Annotated in this window: 26 protein-coding genes; 21 read left to right on the forward strand and 5 right to left on the reverse strand. The window is 41.3% G+C overall.

The window, feature by feature from the left end:
• Positions 1–676 (forward strand): cell envelope integrity protein TolA (locus tag CVD28_RS28220; protein WP_180954217.1); only part of this gene is annotated, 676 nt, incomplete at its 5' end.
• 39 nt (positions 677–715) lie between these two features.
• Here the strand turns inward: CVD28_RS28220 and CVD28_RS18275 are convergent.
• Positions 716–1,264 carry a CotY/CotZ family spore coat protein gene (locus CVD28_RS18275; protein ID WP_101594738.1) on the reverse strand — a complete coding sequence of 183 codons (549 nt, stop codon included), beginning with the start codon at positions 1,262–1,264 and terminating at the stop codon, positions 716–718.
• A 221-nt stretch (positions 1,265–1,485) separates the two neighbouring features.
• On the opposite strand from CVD28_RS18275, the gene CVD28_RS18280 reads away from it, so the two are divergent.
• The 7 genes from CVD28_RS18280 (at position 1,486) to CVD28_RS18310 (ending at position 5,936) form a co-directional block, all read left to right on the forward strand.
• Complete coding sequence (locus CVD28_RS18280; protein WP_101594741.1) at positions 1,486–1,842, forward strand: DUF1360 domain-containing protein; 357 nt, start codon at positions 1,486–1,488, stop codon at positions 1,840–1,842.
• 317 nt (positions 1,843–2,159) lie between these two features.
• A complete protein-coding gene (locus tag CVD28_RS18285) occupies positions 2,160–2,663 on the forward strand; it encodes a YhcN/YlaJ family sporulation lipoprotein (protein ID WP_142384796.1) in 504 nt (167 codons plus the stop codon).
• A gap of 17 nt (positions 2,664–2,680) precedes the next feature.
• On the forward strand, positions 2,681–3,160 hold the full coding sequence (gene spoVAC, locus CVD28_RS18290) for a stage V sporulation protein AC (protein ID WP_101594744.1): 480 nt from the start codon (positions 2,681–2,683) through the stop codon (positions 3,158–3,160).
• Between the two features lie 3 nt (positions 3,161–3,163).
• Positions 3,164–4,198 carry a stage V sporulation protein AD gene (spoVAD, locus tag CVD28_RS18295; RefSeq protein WP_101594747.1) on the forward strand — a complete coding sequence of 345 codons (1,035 nt, stop codon included), beginning with the start codon at positions 3,164–3,166 and terminating at the stop codon, positions 4,196–4,198.
• Positions 4,199–4,636: 438 nt separating this feature from the next.
• Entirely contained in the window at positions 4,637–4,993 is a 357-nt protein-coding gene (gene spoVAE, locus CVD28_RS18300; RefSeq protein WP_101594750.1) for a stage V sporulation protein AE, read from the forward strand.
• 138 nt (positions 4,994–5,131) lie between these two features.
• Complete coding sequence (locus tag CVD28_RS18305; protein ID WP_101594754.1) at positions 5,132–5,266, forward strand: YjcZ family sporulation protein; 135 nt, start codon at positions 5,132–5,134, stop codon at positions 5,264–5,266.
• A 415-nt stretch (positions 5,267–5,681) separates the two neighbouring features.
• A complete protein-coding gene (locus tag CVD28_RS18310; protein ID WP_101594758.1) occupies positions 5,682–5,936 on the forward strand; it encodes a stage VI sporulation protein F in 255 nt (84 codons plus the stop codon).
• Between the two features lie 79 nt (positions 5,937–6,015).
• On the opposite strand, the gene CVD28_RS18315 is transcribed toward CVD28_RS18310, so the two are convergent.
• On the reverse strand, positions 6,016–8,304 hold the full coding sequence (locus CVD28_RS18315) for a UvrD-helicase domain-containing protein (protein ID WP_101594762.1): 2,289 nt from the start codon (positions 8,302–8,304) through the stop codon (positions 6,016–6,018).
• A 162-nt stretch (positions 8,305–8,466) separates the two neighbouring features.
• On the opposite strand from CVD28_RS18315, the gene CVD28_RS18320 reads away from it, so the two are divergent.
• A complete protein-coding gene (locus CVD28_RS18320) occupies positions 8,467–8,775 on the forward strand; it encodes a hypothetical protein (protein ID WP_101594766.1) in 309 nt (102 codons plus the stop codon).
• Positions 8,776–9,238: 463 nt separating this feature from the next.
• Here the strand turns inward: CVD28_RS18320 and CVD28_RS18325 are convergent, their stop codons facing one another.
• The 3 genes from CVD28_RS18325 to CVD28_RS18335 form a co-directional block, all read right to left on the reverse strand.
• Positions 9,239–9,664 (reverse strand): GNAT family N-acetyltransferase, encoded by a 426-nt coding sequence (locus tag CVD28_RS18325; protein WP_101594770.1) that lies wholly within the window; start codon positions 9,662–9,664, stop codon positions 9,239–9,241.
• 4 nt (positions 9,665–9,668) lie between these two features.
• Positions 9,669–10,184 (reverse strand): YjcG family protein, encoded by a 516-nt coding sequence (locus CVD28_RS18330; RefSeq protein ID WP_101594774.1) that lies wholly within the window; start codon positions 10,182–10,184, stop codon positions 9,669–9,671.
• Between the two features lie 112 nt (positions 10,185–10,296).
• Positions 10,297–11,019 (reverse strand): alpha/beta hydrolase, encoded by a 723-nt coding sequence (locus CVD28_RS18335; protein WP_101594778.1) that lies wholly within the window; start codon positions 11,017–11,019, stop codon positions 10,297–10,299.
• Between the two features lie 101 nt (positions 11,020–11,120).
• Here CVD28_RS18335 and CVD28_RS18340 point away from each other — a divergent pair, with 101 nt between their 5' ends.
• The 12 genes from CVD28_RS18340 (at position 11,121) to CVD28_RS18395 (ending at position 24,114) form a co-directional block, all read left to right on the forward strand.
• Positions 11,121–11,678 carry a phosphatidylglycerophosphatase A family protein gene (locus CVD28_RS18340; RefSeq protein WP_101594782.1) on the forward strand — a complete coding sequence of 186 codons (558 nt, stop codon included), beginning with the start codon at positions 11,121–11,123 and terminating at the stop codon, positions 11,676–11,678.
• Positions 11,679–12,034: 356 nt separating this feature from the next.
• Positions 12,035–12,817, forward strand: coding sequence for a response regulator transcription factor (locus tag CVD28_RS18345; RefSeq protein ID WP_101594785.1), 783 nt, complete (start codon positions 12,035–12,037; stop codon positions 12,815–12,817).
• Positions 12,818–12,821: 4 nt separating this feature from the next.
• The gene (locus CVD28_RS18350; protein ID WP_101594787.1) at positions 12,822–13,931 is read left to right on the forward strand and encodes an XdhC family protein; all 1,110 of its coding nucleotides are present in this window, start codon (positions 12,822–12,824) and stop codon (positions 13,929–13,931) included.
• A gap of 53 nt (positions 13,932–13,984) precedes the next feature.
• Positions 13,985–16,954, forward strand: a complete 2,970-nt coding sequence (locus CVD28_RS18355; protein ID WP_101594790.1) for a molybdopterin cofactor-binding domain-containing protein — start codon at positions 13,985–13,987, stop codon at positions 16,952–16,954.
• A 15-nt stretch (positions 16,955–16,969) separates the two neighbouring features.
• Positions 16,970–17,425, forward strand: coding sequence for an SRPBCC family protein (locus CVD28_RS18360; protein WP_101594793.1), 456 nt, complete (start codon positions 16,970–16,972; stop codon positions 17,423–17,425).
• Between the two features lie 13 nt (positions 17,426–17,438).
• A complete protein-coding gene (locus CVD28_RS18365) occupies positions 17,439–18,308 on the forward strand; it encodes an FAD binding domain-containing protein (protein ID WP_101594797.1) in 870 nt (289 codons plus the stop codon).
• Between the two features lie 11 nt (positions 18,309–18,319).
• Entirely contained in the window at positions 18,320–18,793 is a 474-nt protein-coding gene (locus CVD28_RS18370) for a (2Fe-2S)-binding protein (RefSeq protein WP_180954234.1), read from the forward strand.
• 19 nt (positions 18,794–18,812) lie between these two features.
• Positions 18,813–20,372 carry a class I adenylate-forming enzyme family protein gene (locus CVD28_RS18375; protein ID WP_101594805.1) on the forward strand — a complete coding sequence of 520 codons (1,560 nt, stop codon included), beginning with the start codon at positions 18,813–18,815 and terminating at the stop codon, positions 20,370–20,372.
• Between the two features lie 17 nt (positions 20,373–20,389).
• A complete protein-coding gene (locus tag CVD28_RS18380) occupies positions 20,390–21,178 on the forward strand; it encodes an enoyl-CoA hydratase/isomerase family protein (protein WP_101594809.1) in 789 nt (262 codons plus the stop codon).
• A gap of 110 nt (positions 21,179–21,288) precedes the next feature.
• Positions 21,289–21,555, forward strand: coding sequence for a hypothetical protein (locus CVD28_RS18385; protein WP_101594813.1), 267 nt, complete (start codon positions 21,289–21,291; stop codon positions 21,553–21,555).
• Positions 21,556–22,085: 530 nt separating this feature from the next.
• Complete coding sequence (locus tag CVD28_RS18390) at positions 22,086–22,673, forward strand: UbiX family flavin prenyltransferase (protein ID WP_101594816.1); 588 nt, start codon at positions 22,086–22,088, stop codon at positions 22,671–22,673.
• Between the two features lie 142 nt (positions 22,674–22,815).
• Positions 22,816–24,114, forward strand: a complete 1,299-nt coding sequence (locus tag CVD28_RS18395) for a sodium:solute symporter family protein (protein ID WP_257985922.1) — start codon at positions 22,816–22,818, stop codon at positions 24,112–24,114.
• Positions 24,115–24,142 lie beyond the last annotated feature (28 nt).

The following is a 24,142-nucleotide window of genomic DNA, read 5'->3' on the forward strand; positions in this document are numbered from 1 at the left end:
AGAAGCGCGGTTAAGAGTAGAGAAAGAAGCTCAGGCGAGAACGGAAGAAGAAGCGCGGCTAAGAGTGATAGCAGAAGCAAGGGCGAGGACGGAAGAAGAAGCGCGAATAAAAGCGGAAGAAGAAGCTCAAGCGAGGGCTCAAGAAGCACGGCTAAGAGCTGAAGCAGAAGAAGAAGCGCGAATAAAAGCTGAGACGGAAGCAATGGCAAGGGAAGAGGAAGAAGCGCTTATAAAGGTTGAATTGGAAGCAAGTGTGAAGCAAGATGAGGGATCTGTGAAAAATGAAAGTAATAAAAATGCTTTAAAGGAAAGTTTTCTTGCAAGACTGACTTCAGCTGCCTCAACCAATGAGGAGAAAACAGCCTCTAAAGGTTCAGATCAAGGAATAGTCTTGAGTACATCGGGTGCTCAAGGAAAGGTAATATCCGATAAAGTCCCGATGAAAAAGCAGAAAAAGATGAGTGAGATGACAAAGGGAGAAATGATTGAATATCTTGCAAAATTTCCGCCCATTGTTCCGAAGCCTTATTGTGAATTTAGAATTAATGGTAAGGTAATACGGGGACAGCTGGAAAAAAAGACAGGAGAAATGGTCTTTATAAAGCAGGGATATGGAAAGAGGCCGATTAAATGTGATATTAGGCAAATTGAAACAGTCGCGATATTAAATCTATAAAGAAAGGCTACTTGAGCAGTAGCCTTTCTTTCATTTCCTTTATAGATTTACTGTAGCAACTGGAGGCAGGCATGTAACAGCACAGAAGCAATTTAAGTCAACAGTTATGCAGATTCGTGTACGAACAATCATGTCGGCTTTTTGAAGATCTTTAATGAAATTTTCGAAATCTCCAAATTTATTTTTGCCGCCGCCTTGACCGCCTTGACCGCCGCGGCCATCGCCTTTTCCGTTGTCAATATCAAGTAGTTCAAGTGTTGCACAGCAAGTGTCTGTGTCTACTTCATTTACACGGAATAAGAAGCTTTGGAATACGTCATAAAGCGCCATGTTATTTTTGTGATTGTTATCGTTCATGGCTCTTAAAGCACCAGTTGCCATAAAAGGCTCGCAGCCGCATGTAAGCAGCAGAGGAATGGTGTCAAAAAGTGTTGTTACTCCAAGAACTTCACCTTTAAGTTCACCGATAGCGATTTCGCAGCTCGCATCACAGCCGTTATTATTATCAACCATATCTTGAGCAGCTGCTACTGCCGCCAGTGTATCACATACGCAGTTTTTAGTATCTTTATCGTGTCCGCAACCCATTCAAAATTCCTCCTGTAAAATTTATTGACTTATGTCACTTACAGAGTATGTTGAACAGTGATAAATGGTATCGGTAAATAGCCTATTTTTAGTCAAAAACCTATTTCGGTTATTTTAAATTTGATTTATTAAGGGATGTTCTTTGGAGATTGCATTCCTTTTTCTGTTACACAGGACGGATTAGGTGGAAAGATTATTAATCATTAAATGGAGGTGATATTTTGATCGAAAATGTATTGGATTTCTTTTTGCTTTCACTGGCAAGTTTCCGAATGACAAGATTAATTGTGTTTGACTCCATAACAGAGTTTTTTAGGGCTCCTTTTTTTGAGGAGGAGGAAGAAATCAATAAGCAGGGCGAAACGGAAATATATATCGTGCCTAAAAAAAATGGGATAAGAGGATTTATTGGTCGGCTATTAAGCTGTTATTGGTGTACAGGAATATGGGTATCAATGATCTTCTACGGTTTGTACCTGTTTATACCTGGGTTTTTCGGTCCGGTGCTAGTTGTTCTGGCTGTAGCGGGACTCGCGGCGCTAATTGAAACTGCGGTTCACCATATGATACAGGAATAAGAAAATGTGCCGAAATTTATAGGTTAGGGTGTAAACAACATTTGTACGTGCACATAAACTAAAGTGTAGGGGTAACACGATTGGAGGCGAGCTTCGTGATAAAAAGAATAAAAAAATCAGCAACGTCTCAGCCGCAGCAGCAATCTGACGGAAAGAAAAAAGGCTGCGGATGCGGCAAAAAGAAAAAGTATAAATAAATCATACAAGGGAAATAGGAACTCCTCCTATTTCTCTTTTTGTTTCAAAAATATTGGGGCATATATTCCATCTTAAGGAGAACAATATAAAAAGTGAATATATGTAGGAGTGTGTGTATTATGGCAGTCACAGTTGTTAAGAATGTGTCCGGTATTATCAAACTGGCTATATCCATAGCGCTATTTTTTGCGGTGGGAGGATGCTCTGAACAAAGCAAGAGCAAGAGTACCGAAACACGATTGTCTTTATTAAGGACGACGAATCCCCACCCAGCTGTACTGGATGAAAAAAGTGAGGAATTTGCATTTGCCGAGAAACTTCATAAAGAGGTTCTAAAGCAGCCGGAAATCTACGACGCTGCAATTATTACAGGCAAAAAGGAAGTCCTGGTGGCTTATAAAGTCCGCCATCTCAAGCGATTCAAGATGAAAAAGATTGAGAGCACCCTAACAAAAAAACTTGAGAAAAAATACCCTGAAGAAAATTTTATTGTCTCCAGCGATTATAAAATTTTCCTCGAGGCTGTAGAGTTAAACGAAAAATTAAAAAATCCGAAGTATTCCAGGAAAAAAGCGAACGATCAATTTAAGAGCATAATTAAATTACAAAAGGAACAAACATAGTAAAGGAGGTTCTGAATATGGCAAATAAAAATAAGGAAAATTTAAAGATTAACCAACAGGATTATAAAGATCTTCAGAAAAAGTACGAGCTGAAAAGGCCGTTGTGGCAAAACTGTATCAGAGCCTTCCTAGTCGGCGGAACTATATGCTTGATTGGACAGGCCATCATGTATTTCTATATTTATTTTTTTAATTTTACCGAGCAGACGGCTGGAAATCCAACAACAGCAACTTTAATTTTCATTGCCCTGCTGTTAACCGGCTTCGGTGTCTATGATCGCCTCGGACAGATTGGTGGCGCAGGCAGTGCAGTCCCGGTCACCGGATTTGGCAACGCGGTAATATCAGCTGCAATTGAGCATCGTACGGAAGGGCTGGTACTAGGTGTTGGCGGGAACATTTTTAAACTTGCAGGATCTGTAATTGTTTTTGGGGTATTTTCTGCATTCGTTGTGGCACTGATAAAAACAATTGTCCTGATGGTGATTGGAGGGTAAATGATGCTAAAAGGGAAGCAAACATGGCACTTTAATAATAAACCGCTGATTGTCTCTACTGGAGTTATCGGTGGACCGTTCGAAAAGAATGGCAAGCTGGCGGATGATTTTGATTTTCTTTATGACGATCTCTGGATGGAACAGGATACATATGAAAAGGCGCACCGGCTGCTAGTGGAAAAAGCGGTGGAGAAAGCATTGGCAAAGGGCGGCGTCACTGAACAGGATGTACAGTTTTTCCTCGCCGGAGATTTGATTAACCAAATTACGCCTACCTCATTTGCAGCGCGTACATCTGGAATTCCGTATTTCGGTTTATTCGGGGCATGTTCTACATCAATGGAAGGGCTAGCGCTTTCATCGCTGATCATTAATTCAGGTGCAGCAAAATATGTTCTGACAGGAGCATCCAGTCACAATGCAGCTGTAGAAAAGCAATTCAGGTACCCAACTGAATACGGCGGGCAGAAGCCGCCTACAGCACAATGGACGATTACAGGGGCTGGCATGGCTTTACTTTCATCAGGAGAAAACCATCCGGAGCCTCAGCTGCGGGTAACGCATGCAACTATCGGCAGGGTAGTAGACAAAGGGCTTAAGGATCCTTTTAACATGGGTGGAGCAATGGCCCCGGCGGCTGCCGATACGATTCTTGCACATTTCAAGGATTTAGAGCTGTCAGCTGACCATTACGATTTAGTGATCACTGGGGATCTTGCTACAATCGGAAGAGAAGCCGCCTATGAATTGCTGAAAAAAGAAGGGCTAACTCTTCATAAAGATAAGTTTCGCGATTGCGGGCTTATGATATATAACGAGGATCAGGAAGTCCAATCCGGAGGAAGCGGTGCAGGCTGCTCGGCAACTGTACTCTACGGCCATATTTTCAACCAAATGAAACAAGGAAAATATAAGCGGATATTGGCCGTAGCAACAGGTGCCCTGCTGTCACCGCTGTCTTTCCAGCAAAAAGACTCTATACCGACCATCGCGCACGCAGTAGCAATTGAATTTGGAACAAACCAGATGGAAGAATAATTCTTTCTTTTAGAAAACTTGGCGTTTAATTTTAGCCGGGAAGTTTAACGGGTGATTATCAAATTTGGCGAGTAACTGATTCTGAGGTACTGCCTTAGATAGTATTCAAACAGCTTTGGAAAGTAAAATACAGGTTTTGGACAGTAAATCTTTCATTCCCGGCAAGTAACAGTGTATTTTGGGACAGTAATTCCATTACTTCCGCAAGTAAATTGAAATTGATGAACTGGCTAAGAGGTTCAAATACACTTTCGGCCCGCGAGGACCGGTTTTGGAGGGCTAATCCTTTACTTTTGGCAGTTTTACTTTATTTCTGCTAGCTATTTGAGTAAACTGCACGTTTTTTTCAGTCGAGTAAATTGAAAGCTGACCGAGGCTTCAAATTATTTAGAAATCGCAATGGAGTTTTTTATTTCAAATATATAGGAGGGAAGCGGAATGTTCCCAATGTTTTTCTGGGCTTTTATCGTTGGAGGTGTGATCTGTGTAATTGGACAGCTTTTATTTGATGTGGCAAAGCTTACTCCTGCACATACATTAAGTTTAATGGTCGTAATCGGAGCAATATTGGACGGATTGAACCTTTACGAACCGCTTATGGATTTCGCAGGGGCTGGAGCAACAGTTCCAATCACATCGTTTGGCAATGCGCTTGTTCACGGAGCCATGCAGGAGGCTGAAAAGCATGGGCTGGTGGGTGTGTTGACCGGAATGTTCGAAGTCACAAGCTCTGGTATCTCAGCAGCAATAGTCTTTGGTTTTATAGGGGCTCTTGTATTCAGGCCGAAAGGATAACGGCGGTGAATCGCTCCACATTGTACTCGTAAACGCTTGCCATGAAATTGGGCATGAGTATATAGGACACCGCCCATACATAGAGGTTCGCCGTTACATATCTTAACAGTGTACTAAGCGAAAGCGAGGTGACATTGCATGTTTGGATATGGCGGACAGGGATGCTGCGGTTATGGTTACGGTGGTTATGGCGGCGGCTACGGCAGTTCTTTTGTTCTAATCGTAGTGCTGTTTATTCTTTTAATTATCGTTGGAGCTTCCTTCAGCTACTAATCAAATGTAACGGAATGGGCTGCCGGCCCTATTCCGTTATTTATTTATACATATGAAAGAACTGACAGGTGAAATTTTTAATGAGAAAAATTATATCATACCGGTTTCAGGGGGAAATTGCACTGGGTTCATCCAAGTTTAAAAGTTATTAATAACATAGTGGATGTTATACGGAATTCAAGCCGTTTTTCGAGGAATAAAAATTTTTTCACGGAATTCATGCCGGTTTTCACGGAATAATAAATTTTTTCATGGAAATCATACAAGTTTTCTTGGAATAAAAAATTTTTCACGGGGTTGAAGTAAATTTCTTCACTGAAGGTCCTTGTTTTTGTAAAATCTGGATTTCGAAAGCTGCAATCACATATTTTCCTTCTTTGCATAAGATGGCAATACAGAGAAGGAGGGTTCGTGAATGGATAACAACTTTTTTAAGAATATGGAAAAGAAGACCGGTGTCAATATGAAGGACGTTTTTGACCTGGCTAATTCTCTGCAGGGTGCCAATTTTAAAGATGAAAAAACAGTGAGAAGCATAATTCAGCGTGTTTCGAAAATCGCTAATAAACCTGTCAATAAAGAAATGGAAGAAAAAATTATTAAAACCATTGTTAAGGATGGCAAACAGCTCGATTTTGGCACATTATCACAAATGCTGAACAAGAAATAAAAAGGAGGGAGTCTGTCTTTAGTTTGGGCCAGACTCCTTCATTTTTGGCAGCTGTTACATTTGCCTGTAAATAAAAAAATTAAAGCTTCAATAATCTGGATTGATGTGCGGTTTTGCCTCTCCTTGTCTGCGGAACGGAAAGGTAAAGCTCAGTCTCCGCGCGTGTCATTGCTACATATAAAAGCCTGCGTTCTTCTTCAAGTGCTGAACTGTCACCCTTGCGGAGGGCTTCCAGCGAATAATCATGAGGAAGTCCACCATCGACAACACCCAGTACATAAACGTTTTTATATTCGAGACCTTTAGCCCGGTGTATCGTCGTTAACTGGATGGCATCGCTAAAATGCTTTGAAAGCTGTTTAACCTCGGAATTCATTGCTCTCATATGGTCGGCGTGTTCCAGGAATGCAGCTATCGTTTCGAATCTTTTTGCTGCCACCTTCAGATCACGTACATCATCGGACCCTTTTTCGATGTTGCCTTCATTACCCCGTTTCTTTACAAACTCCTGGTATCCCAGCTCTTTTTCAATAACCTCAAGGGCAACTATAGGAGAAAGGCTGCGGAGTGATTGAATTTGCTTTGGCAGAGCCTTCAGCTTTTTCTGCTGGAATGCATGAGCCGTTTTAATAAAAGAGAATGCTTCAATCAAATTACAATCCTGCAAAATACTTTGTGCTTTTATCTCCTGAAGCACACTCTGTTTCAGGAACAAAGCAGAAATAATCTCTGAAACAGCTTTCGGATCATCCGGATCCAGGCTAAGTCTCAGAAAAGCCAGCATTCCTTTTACAATACGCCGGTTATAAAAGGATTCGGCATCACTTTCAATTCTGAACGGCAAATTTGAAACTGCCAGCCGTTCGAACATGGCTCGGGACATGGAATGGGTTCTGTACAGTACGGCAAAGTCACCGGGGCGTGCACCTTCTGCAATTTTTTCTTGGATATCTGTGACAATCATGGTTGCTTCCTGTTCTTCATCATAAGGATAAAACAGCATTGGCGGGGCACCAAAATTATGCTGGGCGCGCATGGCTTTGCTCAACCGGTTTTGATTTCTCTTAATAATCCGGTTGGCTGTGGCAACAATTTCATGGGAAGAGCGGTAGTTTTCAGTAAGCTTGATCACTTTTGCACCCGGAAAGTCACTGGGGAAATTCTGGATAAAGGATGGGTCGCTCCCGCGGAAAGAATAAATGGACTGATCATCATCACCGACCACACAAACATTCCTGTTTTTCCTGGAAAGGGAAAGGATAAGCTCGTATTGAACTTTATTGATATCTTGGAACTCATCAATTAAAAAATAAGAAAATCGGTTTTGGTATCTTTCAAGCAGCAGCGGGTTATCCCTAAAAAGATTATGGCAGCCAACCAGCATATCATCAAAATCATAGGATCCGGTTTGCTGCTTATGCTCTTCATATCTCTCATAAAGGATCTTGCAAGTTTCTTCCCATTCTGTTTCAGGCTTTACATCATTCGGGAATATCAATGTATTTTTCCAAAGGCCAATTTGCTGCAGTGCCTGGTCATAAGCAAATTCCTTTTCATCAAGCTCCAGTTCGCGTCCAGCTTTCTGAAGTATCGCCTGACGCTCCCAATCGCGGCTTAGCAGTAAATCTCTCCGCCACTTTGCAGGCTCATGGTGAATGAGGATTTTAAAGAAGATGCTATGAAAGGTTCCGGACACTATTTTTTGAACAGCTGAAGGATCAACCTGGGGATAACTAAGGAGCCTTTCTTTCATTTCCTTTGCAGCCTTCACAGTAAAGGTAACAAGCATGATGCTTCGCGGATCGATTCCCAGCTCAGTGATCATAAAGGCAGTCCGGACAGTCAGCACCCGTGTTTTTCCGCTGCCTGCTCCCGATACCAGCAGGACAGGTCCATCGATTGCCGAGGCTGCCAGAAGCTGCTGTCCATCAAGTGTAACGCCGCTGCTATTTAGCTCAGACAAATAATTTGGCGGGGAAGAAATGCTTGCGGAGCTTTTTTCAATGTGCGGCGGATTTCCAGCAATCGGACGGCTTTTTGCAAATGCAGCAGCCGCTGCCTGTTGTTCCTTGATGATTGCACGGGATTTCGGGATCCGAAAGCCACCTTGTTCCACATAACTATCTTCCTGTGGATGAACCGCTATAGGCGCAGAGCTTTCTTTAATAAAATCGTTACAATTCGTTTCTGTTTTAGAAATATGGTAAAAATGCGGTTCCTCTTGGATGCCGAGGTAAAGCTTTACAGGGCTTTTACAATGCAGGCAGGAAAGCTCGCCCTTTTTCCCGTTTTCGTACAGGGACTGAAGACGCTCCGGACATAAATAGGCAAGATCAACCGTATTGTTTTGATAAATAGCTTTTTTCATAGATAAAAAACCTCGTTGTAGTAAAAATTCGTCAATATTTATCATATCAAAACATATGATAAACAAAAAGAACATGTTCATAGTGTTTATCTGGGCGGAAGATCGGGTAAAAAAAATTAACAGTATTGCCCGAATCGCGTTAAAAAGGGAGAGGTGGATACCATGGGATACATAATACCGTTTACGCATTATGATTACATTCAATACACCAATCGAAGTGTAGAAAACGACCAAAGGACCAATAGGCCGGTGCAAGGTATTCATAATATCCAGCCAGTAAAGTTCGACCACTATATTAAAGAGCAGATTGATGATACAGAAGCTGAAGCGAAAATTGAGAAGAAAAAAGAAACTGTCCGAGATTATTACTTGTTCGAGGGCAAAAGCAAAAAATCGGTAGCAAAAGAAATCATTTACCGGACTACGGCGGAAATGACCGGTAAAGGCGGAAATTTTAATACTGTCGTGTAATCGTGATAAACGGATGGTTTCGGAAAATGTCAAGGCGAAAGTCAAGTCTGCCGAGGGTAGAACAATGCTATTCAAAATGGACGATCAGGGTGATACTGGTCGTTTTTTTGTTTTCATTTTAGTCAAACGTAATAAATATGGGTGAAATTTCTTTTAATTCCTTAAGGAACCGACCTGAAAATGAATGAAGTTTGACGGAATGCTGTTCCGGCTGCACTTGGCTAGGCTATTTCTAGATCAGAAAAACTTTTGAAGTGAGAATTATCCGATTCCTAAAAAAATCTATCAAAATCTAAAATAATCTATTAAAATCTAAAATAATCTATCTTAATTCTAAATTATTTAGCCAAATGCCAAACCGGCCCGATCCCGCTAATCGAGTGACCCGTGTTTTTTCATTTTACCCTGGTTGATTATAAAAAAGGAGGACCCGGCTTTTCCGGCAATCCTCCTTTTCACTGTTTTAGATCTTTTTTTCCATTGCTTTATGCGGGATCCCTGCATCAAGAAATTCTTCAGATACTGTGTCATATCCAAGCTTTTCATAAAAAGGAATTGCGTGAGTTTGTGCGTTCAGCTTAAGCTTTTGAACGCCTTTTTCTTTCGCATATTCCTCGATATGATCCATGATTGCCCTGCCGGCGCCTTTTACCCTGGAGTCAGACAAAACGCAAATTCTTTCTACTTTTCCGATTCCATCCAGTGTGCGGAACCGTCCAGCCCCAATTGGAGAATTATTGCTGTCATAAAGCACGAAGTGGGCGGCATCATTTTCATATTGATCGATTTCTTCTTCTTCGGGAACATTTTGTTCATGTATAAAAACAGTTTTTCGAACAATAAATGCGTCCTCCAGCTCTTTTTGGCTGGCAACAGTTTTAACCTTCACTTTCCTATTCCTCTCCTAACCTGAACGTTTCATAAACAGTCCATGAACCATTCTCAAGCTGATAAAGCAAATGAATGCGGTCAACTTGTTCTTCGTGCCTAAGGTCCAGCATTCTCAGCTGGCCGAAGACATCAGAATGCTCATCGTTGGATAGCTTTTGGCCGATCGTGATGTGAGGGACAAAAGAGTATTCCGATTCATCGTTGAAGAAATCTTCTCCATGGAGGCTGTTATGAAGTGTTTCCAATTCTTTTGTCATTTCGATTTTAAAATAAATTGTATTATTAACCGGCTGAAATGAGCTAACCTTAAGTACGTTCAACGTAAATGGCTTTGACTGGCTAGTGATTTCTTCCAGCTTTGCGGCAATTTCTTTAATCCGGTCATCGGTTGCTTCAAAAGGACCTTTTATTGTAACATGCGGAGGAATCAAGGCGTAATGCGGATCGTACCGTTTCCGATAAGAATTCGCAAGATCTTGAAGCTTTTTCGATGGAAAGATAGCAACACCATATTTCATAAGTAAACCTCCTGTATCCTGAGTAATAAGCAAGTAATTCATGTGTTACATTATTATACCAAATTTTCGGAAAACGAGGTAATGTTAAAAACCAAAGCAGATGTAACCCTACCTAAAACATTTCCATTAATGCCCTTTTTAAATCAGGCTGCCAGTATTTCCAAGTATGTTCACCATCAAATTCATCATAAAAGCATGAATATCCCATTGACTTGAATAATGCCTGCAATTCCCGGTTAGGATCTATAAAATTCCTCGTTTTTCCATCGGTAGTTGGCACTTCGGTTTCATTTTTTCCAACCACATGATAAAGCTCCAGCAGCTGCTGTTCTTTAAAGTTCCGGACTGCTTCCATTATATGTTCATCCACATAAGGAGACTGCAGCGCAACCTTCCCAAAGGTATGCGGGTAACGCAATGCAGTCAGCAGTGAAATGGTGGCTCCTAAGGAATCGCCAATTAACGCGCGGCCCATCCCCATATGATAGCCCGGAAACTCTTGATCCAGGTACGGGACAAGCTCGTGTGCGAGAAAGCGCATATACGCCTGATGTTTGTCACCTTCGGGATGGTACTTGCTTCTTCTGTCATCCACATTTCGATAAGGGATTCCTACGATGATCAGATTTTCAATTTCGCCATCATGAAGAAGGGCGTCAGCGGTTCTCCCTATTCTGCCAAGCTGGAAATAATCTCTTCCGTCCTGTGCAATTAAAATACTGTATTTATATAATGTAGAAAAAGAAGCAGGAAGATATACCAGCAATTCCATTTCTTCTCCAAGCTCTTTGCTGAACAAAGAGTACTCCTTAATTGTCCCCTTAGCTACGCTCATTTTTATTTCCCCCTTTAAAAAGTTGTAAGGGCTTACCACCAACTATTCTAGCATAAATGATATAATTAAATGAAAAAGCTGTTTTAAAGGAGATGGAAGGAATGGCTAATAGGCGTGTACATAGCAAAGAGGTTACAGCAGCCGCATTGAAAGCGCTCGAAATGCGTGGTGTATCTCTGGAAGCGATTGCTGAAATCGTGTATGAAATGCAATTTCCTTATAATAATGATTTAACGCTGGAAGAATGTTTAGTAAGCGTGGAAAAAGTGCTGGTGAAGAGGGAGATCCAGCATGCCATCCTGGTTGGCGTAGAATTGGACATGCTGGCAGAACAGGGGAAATTATCCGAGCCGCTCCAAAGCATTGTTGAATCCGATGAAGGGCTATTTGGGGTTGATGAAACCATCGCCTTTGGAGCAGTACTGGGATATGGAAGTATTGGCGTTACAACGTTTGGACACTTAGACAAAAACAAAATAGGAATCATCAGGGATTTGGATACCAAAAAAGGAAACAAAGTTCATACCTTCCTGGATGATATGGTAGCAAGCATTGCTGCAAGCGCAGCTTCCAGGCTGGCCCATAGATTAAGAGATGAACAGGAAGCTCTTTCTGAAAAAGAGAAGCAAATAAAAGAGAATGAAGAAATGATCGGATAAATCTGCAATATGTGAAAAAAGAAAAACAAGATCCGTGTGGAGTGAACACAGCAGCATTTTTAGAAAACGATAAATCATTGTTACAGCTTTATAATGAAGCCAATCCTTTATGTCTTTTTATCCAAAATTTTAAATGCAGGTTTCATTTGATATATTGAAGAACTATAAACAAACGAATATTATTAACCTGAACAAAAATTTAAAACAAGAAGAACAAAAAATTGAAACTTCAGTAAGAAAACTATCCATAGTATTTAAAATAGTCAGAAAATAAGATGATATTAAAAATATTTAAGCATAATAGTGAAACTTTTCTTCAGGCAACTTGATTAATATTTAGTTAAGGGGGAGAAAGAGTGTCGGAACTGCTAATAGTAGATAATGATCAACAAGCAAGAAAAGAAATCTGCGATATTGTAAGGGAAAGCAAATATCATTTCTTATCAATCTATGAATCAAGCACCGTACAACGAGGATTGCTTCTTCTCAAGCAGAGTCAGCCAAGCGCACTCATTCTCGATCTTTCCTTGCCAGATATGGATGGCCTTACATTTGGCAGGACAGCATTGCAGTTGTACCCTTCATTACCGATTATCGTCGCCTCTCAGCTGAAGATGTTTAAATTAGCACAAGAGGCAATTAACTCTGGATTTTCTTCCTATTTATTGAAACCTCTTTCAAAAAATGAATTGATCGAAACCTTTGATAGGGTATTGGCTCCGGAAATTAGTACGGAGGTCAAACATGGGCTTAATAGGGCAGGAAAGTTTATATCGGATATTAAAAATCCTATTGAAAGCGCAATACAATATATTCAAATCAATTATGGGGAGTCGCTGACGTTAAAAGGGATATCTGAACTTGTATATTTAAGCCCTTCTTATTTCAGTCGCTTGTTTAAAGAAGAAACCGGCATGACCTTTGTTGAATATTTATCATTTACGAGAGTCCAGAAAGCCAAGAGCATGCTTAGGCTATCATCTCTTCCGATCGAAGTGATTGCAAATAACACTGGCTTTGCAAACTCGAGTTATTTTGCAACCGCTTTTAAAAAAATAGTAGGAAAGACCCCTAGCGAATACCGGGATCAATTTCATTGGGAAGTGGGGATGCCCTTAGCAGAGAAAAGCGGGAGGTGAAAAGGTGCTTGCCATTTCTAAGGAAATACAGAAATATCGCCAAAACGGTTTAAAAGGCGTAATCGGCACAATAATCTCAACGTCAGGTTCTACTTATCAGAAAACAGGGGCTAAATGCTTTATAGGTGAGGATGGCAGAATAACCGGACTTTTAAGCGGAGGCTGTGTGGAAGGCGACCTAAAGGAATATGTAAAAGAAGTCTTAAACACCGGAGTACCTCAAACAGTTCATTACAATTTTCAGGATGAAGGCGATCTAGTTTGGGGTCTTGGCTTAGGCTGTAATGGGAAAATGAATATTTTCCTGGAACCGTATATTCCTGGAGATGATTTGCAAAAAGCGGAAAAAATAGATTCATACTTTTCGAATGTTTTGCGTAAACCTCTCCACAGTATTACTATTGTAGATTCGTCCAAAAAATCACTAATTGGTTTGAAGTGGGTTATTGACCCAGAAGAACCAATTTTGCAGCAAATTACTTTTAAAGAAATTGAAAAAAACTATACAGAGAACCGATTTAATCAGGAAAATAGGCTATCTTACATTGGCGGGGAACATAATCTTGAAGTCTTTTATGAGTATACAGCTCCTATTCCCCAGCTAACAATATTCGGAGCGGGGCCAGATGCAATACCGCTGGTCAGGCTGGCTAAGACGTTAAATTGGCACGTGACAGTGCTGGATTACAGACCAGCCTTTGTAACATCTGAAAATTTCCCTGAGGCAGATGAATTAATAGTTTACCCTGCCGGAAGTGTTCCCAATATTCAAATTAATAGAAATACCTACATTGTTTTGATGACTCACAACTTTATTCAGGACCAAGCTATTCTTGAGGATATTATCCACTCAGAGGCTGCCTATATCGGCTTGCTTGGACCGCGAAAAAGAACAAACGAAATAATCAGCACCAGTAAAAACCTGCTCAATAACCCTATGCTCAGAGAGATTCATAGCCCTGTAGGATTGGATATAGGTTCAAAGACCCCGGAGGAAATTGCGTTTAGCATCATAGCCGAAATCATGATCACGTACCGTGGAGGCACAGGCCTAAGGCTGACTGAGCTGACAAATCTGCCCATGATTAACAGGGAGAGCGGGGTTTTATTATAGACGCTAACAGAGGAGTCTGGGGGATTATTCTCGCTGCAGGTTTTTCCAGAAGAATGGGTTCTGCAAAGCTTTTGCTCCCCTTTAAAGGAAAATCGATCTTGCGGCACGTTATAGATCACAGCATGATGTCTAACTTATCCGGGTTAACCGTAGTAGTCAATCCTGACAATGCTGAACTCTTAAAAGAAGCAAAAAATGCTGGGGTAGATCGGCTGGTACTGAATGAGAATGCCGTTCAGGGAATGTCCTCTTCTGTTAAATGCGGGATACTTTCTGTACCTGAGAATGTGGATGCAGCCCTGTTTCTTGTGGGTGACCAGCCTTTGATTGCCTCAGAGGAAATCAACAGGGTTATTCAGGATTATAGTAAACCGGAGAAACCTCCATTAATCGTTCAGGCATCCTATGAGAATCAAAAGGGGCATCCGGTCTTATTTAATAGAAAGCTGTTTTCCTGCCTTATGAAGATTTCAGGCGATGAAGGGGGCAGATCGATTATTAAAAAGTACCAGCAGGAAGTTTGTAATTCAGTAATAGACAAGAAAATCACTTCAGATATCGATACGCCGGAAGATTATCAAAAGTTACTTCGGAAGGAGGTCTGCAAGATGGACAAAATGATCGGAACCCCGGTCAGCCGTGTAGAAGATGCCAGGCTGCTAATGGGACAAGGAAAGTATATTGATGATATTGGCACACCGCCAAATACTGCCCATGCAGCGATTGTGAGGAGCGGGTATCCGCATGCTAATATTTTATCTATAGATGTGGATGAAGCTCGGAAGGTTCCAGGTGTTAAAGCGGTTATTACCGGAAAAGACGTTGAGAAATTTATAAATCCTTTCAGTGTTGGGGTAAGTGCTCCAGTAAAATACTATCCAATTGCAATCGATAAAGTCCGTTATGTTGGGGAACCTGTTGCGGTGGTAATTGCAAAAAACAGATACATTGCCGAAGATGCTGCCGAATTGGTGAAGGTGAAATATGAGCCGCTCCAGCCGGTTGTGGATATTGAAAAATCCATGGAGGAAGATGCTCCGCTGCTCCATGAAAATGTAGGTTCAAACATAGCCAATCACCGCAGCTTCCATTATGGTGACTGCAACGATGCGTTTGAATCCGCTGATCGGATTATCAAGGATAAATTTTTATTTCCGAAATACTCAGCCACTCCGGTTGAGACTTATGGAATGATTGCTCATTATGAATCCAGCTCGGACCAGTACACAATTCATGCGAATTTCCACGGACCATTTGTCATTCAGGCTGTAATGGCAGGAGCCTTGAAGGTTCCCGGCAACCGTCTGAGAATCATTGTCCCGAAGGATATAGGAGGAAGCTACGGAATAAAAGCGGGAACCTTCCCATACATGGTTCTTTGCGCAGTAGCAAGCCGAATAGCAGGAGTGCCAGTTAAGTGGATTGAAGACCGGCAAGAACATCTTTCTGCAAGCTCCAGCGGTACAGATCGTGTGACATATATTGAAGCTGCCGTCAATGATGACGGAAAAGTCCTCGGTTTGAAGATGAGAATGATGGATAATGTGGGAGCTTATATCCGGGCCCCAGAACCAGCGTGTCTATATCGCACACACGCGAACTCTACAGGAGCCTATGATATTCCCAATTTAATGATTGATGGTTATGTTGTAATGACCAATAAATTGCCAACAGGCCTTATTAGGGGATACGGGGGCCAGGAGCTTTACTTCCCGCTTGAACGGCTCATGCAGAAAATTGCCTTTGAACTTCAGCTGGATCCAGCCGAAGTGATCGAGAAGAACCTGATAAAAAAGGAAAAATTCCCTTATCATACGGCCTCGGGCGGCATTTATGACAGCGGAGATTATGAAAAAGCATTTCAGCTTGCACTGGATACCGGCAAATATCAGGAATTCAGGGAGAAACAAAAGCAGGCGGCAAAAGAGGGAAGGATACTTGGCGTAGGCCTTGCATGCATCGTTGAACCTTCAGGATCTAACATGGGTTATATTACAGTAGCCTTAACGCCTGAAGAAAGAGCAGGCTCTCTGCCTAAATCCGGCTGTGCTGAAGCAGCAACGATTTCAATGGATCCTACGGGCAGTGTAAATGTAAGAATCAGTACCACGCCTTCAGGGCAGGGGCATGAGACAGTAGCCGCACAAATTGTCGCGGATGTGCTGCAAATCCCCGTTCATCAGATTAATGTGGTTGCTGAGCTGGACACCTCAACAAGTGCCTGGTCCATTGCCTCCGGAAGCTACTCAAGCAGATTTGCTTCCTTAGGTTCAAGTGCTGTATATTATGCAGCCCACAAGGTGAAGAAAAAACTTATTAAAATAGCGGCACACCAATTGCAGGTACCGGAAGATGAACTGGAAATTGAAAACGCTCTCATTAAGTCGGTAAAGGATCCATCAAAAAAATATCCGATCAAGAGGGCTGCCGGATCAGCACATTGGAATCCTCTATCCCTTCCGGACGACATGGAGCCTGGAATCTATGAAACATACTACTATACTGCAAAAATTGCTGAACCGCCGGATGAAAATGATCTAATTAATTCATCCATTACCTATGGTTTTGTTGCAGATATGGTTACTGTTGAAATCAATCCTGATACAGGAGAAGTTAACATCCTGGATTATTTTACAGTCCATGATGCCGGAAAACTTCTAAATCCTCTGATCGTTGATGGCCAGATTTATGGAGGATTAGTACATGGTCTTGGAGGAGCTTTATTCGAAGAACTTGCATACGACGAGAAAGGCCAGTTTTTAACAGGTTCATTCATGGATTATCTTTGTCCAACAGCACCTGAAATTCCAAAAGTAACGATTAAACACATCGAGACACCGTCACCGGTTACGCCATTAGGCGCAAAGGGGCTTGGCGAGGGAAATACAATGAGCGCTCCAGTGGCCATTGCCAATGCAGTGAATGATGCATTAAGACCCTATAACATCACAATTGATTCACTCCCTTTAACACCTAATAAAATATGGGATAAACTCTCTAAACAATTGGTTAGAAATTATTAAAAGAGGTGAAGGACAATGAATGGAAGCGGAAGTTTGAAATTGGATGCAGGCATAGAAAAATCATGGGATGTTTTACTTGATCCCAATGTATTGAAAAAATGCATTATGGGCTGCCAGAAGCTCGAACTGGTAGAAGAAAACAAATATAATGCGGATTTATCAATTGGAATAGCAGCTGTTAAAGGAAAATATGAATCAACCATCGAGATAGCTGATATCGAAAGACCGGGCCACTACAAGCTTATTGTAAAAGGCGAAGGAGGACCCGGAAATGTTGAGGCTGCGGGGGTTATCGACCTGACTCCCATTGATGAAAATACAACACAGCTTTCTTATACCTATGAAGCAGAAATTGGCGGCAAGGTCGCAATGATTGGCCAAAGAATGCTTGGCGGTGTGGCTAAATTAATTATCCAGGATTTTTTCAAAAAGCTGAGTAAGGAATTAAAAAGCATAGAAACGAGTGCCTAAGGGGGGATAAACCATGAAGCCAGCAAAATTTGATTACTATTGTCCCGCTTCAGTAGAGGATGCTCTTTCTTTGCTAGAGGAATCAGGATTCGACGGAAAAATAATTGCCGGCGGACAGAGCCTGGTACCAATCATGAATATGAGGCTTTCTGCACCTGATTGCTTAATAGATATCAATCATTTACAAGATCTTAATTTTATAGATTTTGATGATGATAATGTAAAGATTGGCACTTTAACCAGACAAAGTGAAGTAGAACATTCTTTGCTTATTAAAGAAAAATGCGGATTATTAAGCGAAGCTGTCCCATTTATCGGCCATGTCCAAACTAGAAACAGAGGGACATTTGGAGGAAGCCTTGTTCATGCCGATCCAACAGCAGAAATTCCTCTGGCCTTGCTTTCCTCTGGCGGAACTGTTCACATTTCCTCTAAGGAGGAGACAAGAGCCGTTGCACTTGAAGAATTTTTTGTAACGTATTTAACGACGGATATTATGCCAACTGAACTGTTAACGCAAATCCATATACCTATTTGGAAAGGCAGATCAGGCTATGCTTTTGATGAGATTTCCCGACGCCACGGTGATTTTGCCCTAGTTGCGTCAGCCTGCCAGCTTACTTTGGATGATTATAATAAGATCTCTAAGGTAAGGCTCGCTCTAGGCGGAGTAGAAGCCGTTCCGCTATTGGTTGAGGAGGCAAATGAGTTAATGGTTGGGGAAGAGCTGTCTGAAACTCTTCTGGATAAGGTGGCGGAGATTGTGGCGAATACAGTCGATCCGGAGTCTGATTTACATGCATCTGCGGAATATAGAAGACACTTGGCGAAGATTCTCTCAAAAAGAACAATTCAAACAGCCTACAGTCGAGCAAGGAGCTGATAAAGTTGGGAATGCATATCATCGATGTAACCATCAATGGCAAAACATATAGTGAAGAAGCAGAGTCCAGAATGCTATTAAGTGATTTCATTCGCGAAAAATGTGGTCTAACTGGAACACATGTTGGCTGTGAGCATGGAGTCTGCGGTTCTTGTACCGTTATTGTGAACGGCTCAGCTGTCAGAAGCTGCCTAATGTTTGCTGTTCAGGCAAAAGGACAGGAAATCCGGACGGTTGAAGGACTAAGTGAGGATGGAAATCTTACTCCGCTGCAGCAAAACTTTAAGGAGTGCCATGGATTGCAGTGCGGGTTTTGTACATCGGGGATTTTGATGTCCACAGAGGATTACTTATCTAAGCATCCAGATCCATCCTCAAAGGAAATAAAAGAAATGCTCTCCGGCCATCTTTGCAGATGTACTGGCTATGATGGGATTATTAAAGCCATTGAGAAGACGGTGGAGGACAAAAAACAAGCCATATAAATAGAAGGGAGCTGAATATGTGAACCTGTCAGCAATGTTTGATTTTGCAGTTGAACGTCATCCAAACCGGACAGCCTTAGTGGAGGAAACAAAACGATACACTTATACACAGCTAAATAAGGAAGCTATTAAGGTTGCTTCTTCCCTTCAACGAATGGGAATCCAGCAGCGGGACCGGGTTGTTATCGTCTTAAAGAACAGGCTTGAAAATGCTGTTTTATATTGGGCTATACAAAAAATTGGTGCTGTCTACACGCCTATAAACCACAGGCTCTCTGCTAAAGAAGTCGAATATTGTGTAAATGATTCTGAAGCAAAAGCAGTTGTTTATGAAAGCTCAAGCCAGGATGCTGTGCTGAAGGCTACCTTTCAGGAGAAACCTATATTGATAGGGCTTGGGGCGGTAGAGGGAGCAGATATTTATTACGATGAATTAGTTGAACGCAGTGTAGGTTCCTTTAGTAAACCTGATATTCATGATGAAGATATTGCTCTTATGCTCTATACTTCAGGAACGACTGGGCGTCCGAAAGGAGTGCCAAGAAGCCATAAGAATGAATATTCAGCTGCAATGGCGCACATTATTCAAAATCAGTATACAGATGGTGAAAGCACATTAGGAACAATGCCCTTATATCATACGATGGGGATGCGTTCGCTGCTTTCCATAGCGTTCCTGAATGGAAAGTATGTTGTGCTGCCAGACTTTGATGCAAAGGATGCTCTTGATCTATTAAGCAACGAGGAAATTACATCGCTTTATTTAGTGCCTACTTTATACCATGATATTCTAAGTCATCCGGAATTCCATACTTATCATTTAGGCAGCCTCCGAAAAATAGGCTATGCTGGAGCGTCCATGACATCAGCTCTGACAGAAAAATGTGTAAATCTTTTAAAGCCGGAAGTGTTTGTAAACCATTACGGCAGCACCGAGGTGTACACATTTACGATTTGTCCTAATGTTGGGCTGAAACCAGGCTGCGCAGGTAAGCCCGGGCTTCAGCAAAATATCAGAATCGTAAAAGCAGATGCTGATGGCCACTCGCTTCCATCTGATATTGTCGGGAAGGGGGAGATAGGGGAAATTATTGTTAATCTCACTTCCAGTGAAGCGTTTAAAGGATACTGGAACCGGCCGGAGGCAACCCAAAAAGCCATAAGGGAAGGCTGGTACTTTACCGGTGATCTGGGTGTTATTGATGACGAAGGAGATCTGTTTGTTGTCGGCAGAGTTGATGATATGATCATTTCCGGAGGAGAAAACATTCATCCTCTGGAAGTAGAGGATGCTCTAGCAAAACACCCTATGGTTTCAGAAGTAGCCGTTGTTGGTGAAGATGATGAGCGCTGGGGACAGATTGTCTCCGCATATATCGTCCCGAATGATCCGGCTCTTACGGTTCAGGAACTGGACAAATACTGTAAGGAACACTCAAAGCTATCCAATTTTAAAAGGCCGCGCAATTATGTTTTTGTGGCCGAGATCCCGAAAAGCCCGGTAGGCAAGATACTTCGCCGGAAGCTTAGAGATGGAGAATACGAGTTTTACCAGGATACTAATAAAATAATCGGATAATGGAAGGGGATTTTCTAATGACAATCGCAACTAATTTAGATCACATCCGCGTTGAAAAAAATACCGAGAACAAAACAGCAACTATCATTTTTGATCGTCCGGAGAAAATGAATTACATCAGCATGACAGCACGGGAGCAATTTGCGGAAATTTTTACTGAGCTGGACAAAGATAATGATGTACGTGTAATCATCATTAAAGGTGCCGGAGATAAAGCGTTTAGCGCAGGCGGAAGCATTCAGCAGTTCATGGAAAGTCACCCTGAGGAATTATCACGCTTGAGAGTGAACGTAGCGGCGCCGGAACGTTCTCCGAAACCAGTAATTGCACAGCTTCAGGGCTATACCTTTGGTGTAGGTTTTGAAATTGCAATGGCTTGTGATTTCAGGATCGCTGCTGATGATACACTTCTAGGTCTTCCAGAAATGAATTTGGGTATGATACCAGGCAGCGGAGGTACACAGCGTGTTGCAAGAGCGGTTGGCCTTACCCGAGCAAAAGATATGATCATGAGAGCAAGAAGAATTCCTGCAGATGAAGCATACCAATGGGGCCTGTTAACAAAGGTTGTCAAAAAAGCTGATCTTGATCAGGAAGTAGAACAATTGGCAAAAGAATTAACAAAATTCTCTCCTCTAGCTCAGCGTGTATGTAAGGAAGTGCTAAATGCCGCTGAAGAAGGTCCGCTAAGTGCTGGATTGGAAATCGAAGGAAGAGCCTACGGAATGTTGAGAGGCACAGAGGATTTCAAAGAGGGCGTTGAGTCTTTCGACCAAAAGCGGAAACCAAACTTTACGGGCAGATAAGAATTGCTTCCGGTATAACCCCCACAGTGTTCTGTGGGGGTTTGCCTATTCCGCTCCTATCTCCACTAAGGCTAATATGCACTTAAATAAAAATAGAAAGCAGTGAGAATATGGACAATCGAGACCATATGTTTATGGTAGAAGCAGATAACAAAAGATGGTGGGCTTTTTGTAAATATCACAGCATCTCAAAAGAAGATGCACGAAAAAAAGTCATACATGTATTGACAGATATAAAAAGGATAGAGTCATATACTCTACTTTACGTGGGATATTTAAATTTCGAAGAAAGTGATCAGGAGATACATAATCTCCTGCCGCATTTTGAAAAGTATGAAAAAGTTTGGATTCTGACTGAAAATGGCATTTCAGATTGAACATAAACATTGGCAATGCAGAGATAATTTCAAATAAACATATTTTATACACACAAAAGCAATAATTTAAAACTACCTGCACAATAATTATATTAATATTTAGAAAAATTAGATTTCTGTTTTTTAAGAAAAAAGAGGGTGATATTCAGTTTAGTAATTCTTCCAAAATAATATCATTTTCAATTTTAATTGTAACCGCTTTCAATAAAGTAGGGGCTCATTTGACCGGGGCTTTCAAGATAAAGCGAGCAATTCCAAAAAACTGTATGTGAATTAATTGGATGATAGGTGTAAACAAAGAAATTTTTATGAAAAGATTCCAATGGTTAAAAACCTAAATCGTTGCTTTCTTATAAAAGGATTTTTCGTTCGATCATTGATCATAATCCCAATCCACTTATAATGTTGGATTTGTCGTCGTCATTACTGCAGGCTTGGGGCGGGAAAAATTCATACACATTTACCATTTCTGGTTCAAAGACAGCTTGTTAATTATCCCGAAAATGGTGAGGAAAAGGGAGGAAAAGCGGATGAAAAAAATCGTTGTAGGTATATCAGGTGCCAGTGGAGCTATTTACGGTATTAGGTGCCTTGAAACTTTAAACAAACTAGGAATAGAAAGTCATGTGGTATTTAGTTCTTCGGCTGAGAGAACAATCGAATATGAAACTGATTACTCGGTGGAAAAAGTAATATCACTGTGTAGTTTTGTTTATGACATAAAAGACATTGGTGCAAGCATTTCAAGTGGTTCATTTCAAGTTGACGGAATGATTATTGCACCCTGTTCGATCAAAACTCTATCATCGATTGCTAATAGTTTTAATGATAACTTACTCACTAGGGCGGCCGATGTAACTTTAAAAGAAAAAAGGAAATTGGTACTAATGTTGCGTGAAACACCTTTGCATTTAGGGCATTTGCGGCTTATGCAATCTGTAACAGAGAATGGCGGAATAATCCTCCCTCCAGTTCCTAGTTTTTATCATAAACCAAAATCAATCGACGATATCATTAATCAAAGTGTGGGGAAGGCGTTAGATCAGTTTGGTATTGATGCCCAACTCTTTGAACGGTGGAAAGGACTAAATGAAAATGAATTCATGATTAATTCATGATTTTTGCAGCCTGATTAAAAGGAGGAGTGTTACTCTGTTTAATGGAAATATATTAATTCTAGGAATAGTCGTCGTGTATATTTTGTTTACTGCATTTTTTGGTTTTTATACAAAAAAATTCTCAAAAAGTTCCGACAAGTATATGACAGGCGGAAAGGCGTTCGGGCCCGTTATTATTGGAGTTTTAATGATGTCGGAGTTTATTGGAACCGGCTCAACGATCGGAACAGCCCAAACTGCTTATAGCACAGGGATTTCAGCATCATGGAATTTGATTACACTTGCAGTGGCATTTGCGCTATTTGCTTACACTATGGCAAAAAAGTTTCATGAACGTGGAGAGTATACAATTTCTGGAGCGATTGCCACAACGTATGGGAATGGTGCACGTATTATAACCTCGCTAATTATGATCTACGCCCTGGCAGTAGTTAATGTTTCAATGTACGCTGGCGGTGCGGCTACATTATCAGCAATTTTGAAAGTCCCGCATGAAATGGCGGCAATAATTGTTGGGGTGATAACTGTAGCCTACGTCTCTTTAGGCGGAATGTTTGCTGTTGCATATACGAATTTAATTCATGCTTTTTTCAAGTATATGGGTTTAATATTGGCCCTTGCATTCGGTTTGGCCGCGGCGGGTGGATTTTCAGAGTTATCCTTGAATCTGGATTCTGAGATGATGAACTGGACTGGGATCGGCGTGTCAACAATCATTGCTTGGACAATAGCAAATATCGGTTCCATTTTTTCAACTCAATATATAATCCAGGCGATATCTTCAACACAAGACCAGGCTAAGGCCAAGAAAGCAAGCATTTATGCCGGTTTCCTGGTAATTCCCGTTGGTATCGTTGCATCTCTAATTGGAATGACTGCCTCAATCATATTTCCAAACATTGCGCCAGCAGAAGCTTTCCCTATGATGACAACGTTAATGAATCCTTTTCTTGCGGGTCTGGTTATAGCTGGATTAATTGCTGCTGTCTTTGGTACAGTTGCCGCTTCAACTATTGGGTCGGCTGCCCTTCTACTAAAAGATTTCTACAATCCCATTTTTAATAAAGATGCTTCTGACAAGAAATCGCTGCGGTTTGCACGAATTGCAACAATTGTTATGGGACTGATTCCAATTCCATTCGCGATTTTTGCACCAGAAATATTGAGCACTGTCTTTTTTGCTAGAGCTCTAAGAACCACCTTAGCCGTTATTGTCGTTTTGATGTTCTATTTCCCGCGTTTTAGTAGTGGACGAGGAGCAGTATTAGGAATGATTTTTTCCGTAATTTTGACAACTGGCTGGTATCTTGGCGGTAATCCATTAGGAATAGATAATATCTATGTCGCTGCGGTTACTCCTATAATTGTCATGCTGTTTGATCATTTCTTTACCAAGAATAATAGTGTTTCTGAAAAAGAGCCGCGTGCAATCGCCAAATAGAAAAGAATACTTAAAAATAAGGAGGAAT

It is taken from the genome of Bacillus sp. M6-12 (assembly GCF_002860285.1).
Taxonomy (GTDB): domain Bacteria; phylum Bacillota; class Bacilli; order Bacillales; family DSM-1321; genus Peribacillus.

Bases quoted from the DNA above. Each gene is read 5' to 3' on its own strand.
- spoVAE (WP_101594750.1), top strand. From the start codon at position 4,637: ATGTTCCCAATGTTTTTCTGGGCTTTTATCGTTGGAGGTGTGATCTGT.
- CVD28_RS18320 (WP_101594766.1), top strand. From the start codon at position 8,467: ATGGGATACATAATACCGTTTACGCATTATGATTACATTCAATACACC.
- CVD28_RS18395 (WP_257985922.1), top strand. From the start codon at position 22,816: ATGACAGGCGGAAAGGCGTTCGGGCCCGTTATTATTGGAGTTTTAATG.
- spoVAD (WP_101594747.1), top strand. From the start codon at position 3,164: ATGCTAAAAGGGAAGCAAACATGGCACTTTAATAATAAACCGCTGATT.
- CVD28_RS18365 (WP_101594797.1), top strand. From the start codon at position 17,439: ATGAAGCCAGCAAAATTTGATTACTATTGTCCCGCTTCAGTAGAGGAT.
- spoVAC (WP_101594744.1), top strand. From the start codon at position 2,681: ATGGCAAATAAAAATAAGGAAAATTTAAAGATTAACCAACAGGATTAT.
- CVD28_RS18305 (WP_101594754.1), top strand. From the start codon at position 5,132: ATGTTTGGATATGGCGGACAGGGATGCTGCGGTTATGGTTACGGTGGT.
- CVD28_RS18330 (WP_101594774.1), bottom strand. From the start codon at position 10,184: ATGAAATATGGTGTTGCTATCTTTCCATCGAAAAAGCTTCAAGATCTT.
- CVD28_RS18340 (WP_101594782.1), top strand. From the start codon at position 11,121: ATGGCTAATAGGCGTGTACATAGCAAAGAGGTTACAGCAGCCGCATTG.
- CVD28_RS18390 (WP_101594816.1), top strand. From the start codon at position 22,086: ATGAAAAAAATCGTTGTAGGTATATCAGGTGCCAGTGGAGCTATTTAC.
- CVD28_RS18310 (WP_101594758.1), top strand. From the start codon at position 5,682: ATGGATAACAACTTTTTTAAGAATATGGAAAAGAAGACCGGTGTCAAT.
- CVD28_RS18360 (WP_101594793.1), top strand. From the start codon at position 16,970: ATGAATGGAAGCGGAAGTTTGAAATTGGATGCAGGCATAGAAAAATCA.
- CVD28_RS18355 (WP_101594790.1), top strand. From the start codon at position 13,985: ATGGGTTCTGCAAAGCTTTTGCTCCCCTTTAAAGGAAAATCGATCTTG.
- CVD28_RS18335 (WP_101594778.1), bottom strand. From the start codon at position 11,019: ATGAGCGTAGCTAAGGGGACAATTAAGGAGTACTCTTTGTTCAGCAAA.
- CVD28_RS18385 (WP_101594813.1), top strand. From the start codon at position 21,289: ATGGACAATCGAGACCATATGTTTATGGTAGAAGCAGATAACAAAAGA.
- CVD28_RS18315 (WP_101594762.1), bottom strand. From the start codon at position 8,304: ATGAAAAAAGCTATTTATCAAAACAATACGGTTGATCTTGCCTATTTA.
- CVD28_RS18380 (WP_101594809.1), top strand. From the start codon at position 20,390: ATGACAATCGCAACTAATTTAGATCACATCCGCGTTGAAAAAAATACC.
- CVD28_RS18275 (WP_101594738.1), bottom strand. From the start codon at position 1,264: ATGGGTTGCGGACACGATAAAGATACTAAAAACTGCGTATGTGATACA.
- CVD28_RS18370 (WP_180954234.1), top strand. From the start codon at position 18,320: ATGCATATCATCGATGTAACCATCAATGGCAAAACATATAGTGAAGAA.
- CVD28_RS18285 (WP_142384796.1), top strand. From the start codon at position 2,160: ATGGCAGTCACAGTTGTTAAGAATGTGTCCGGTATTATCAAACTGGCT.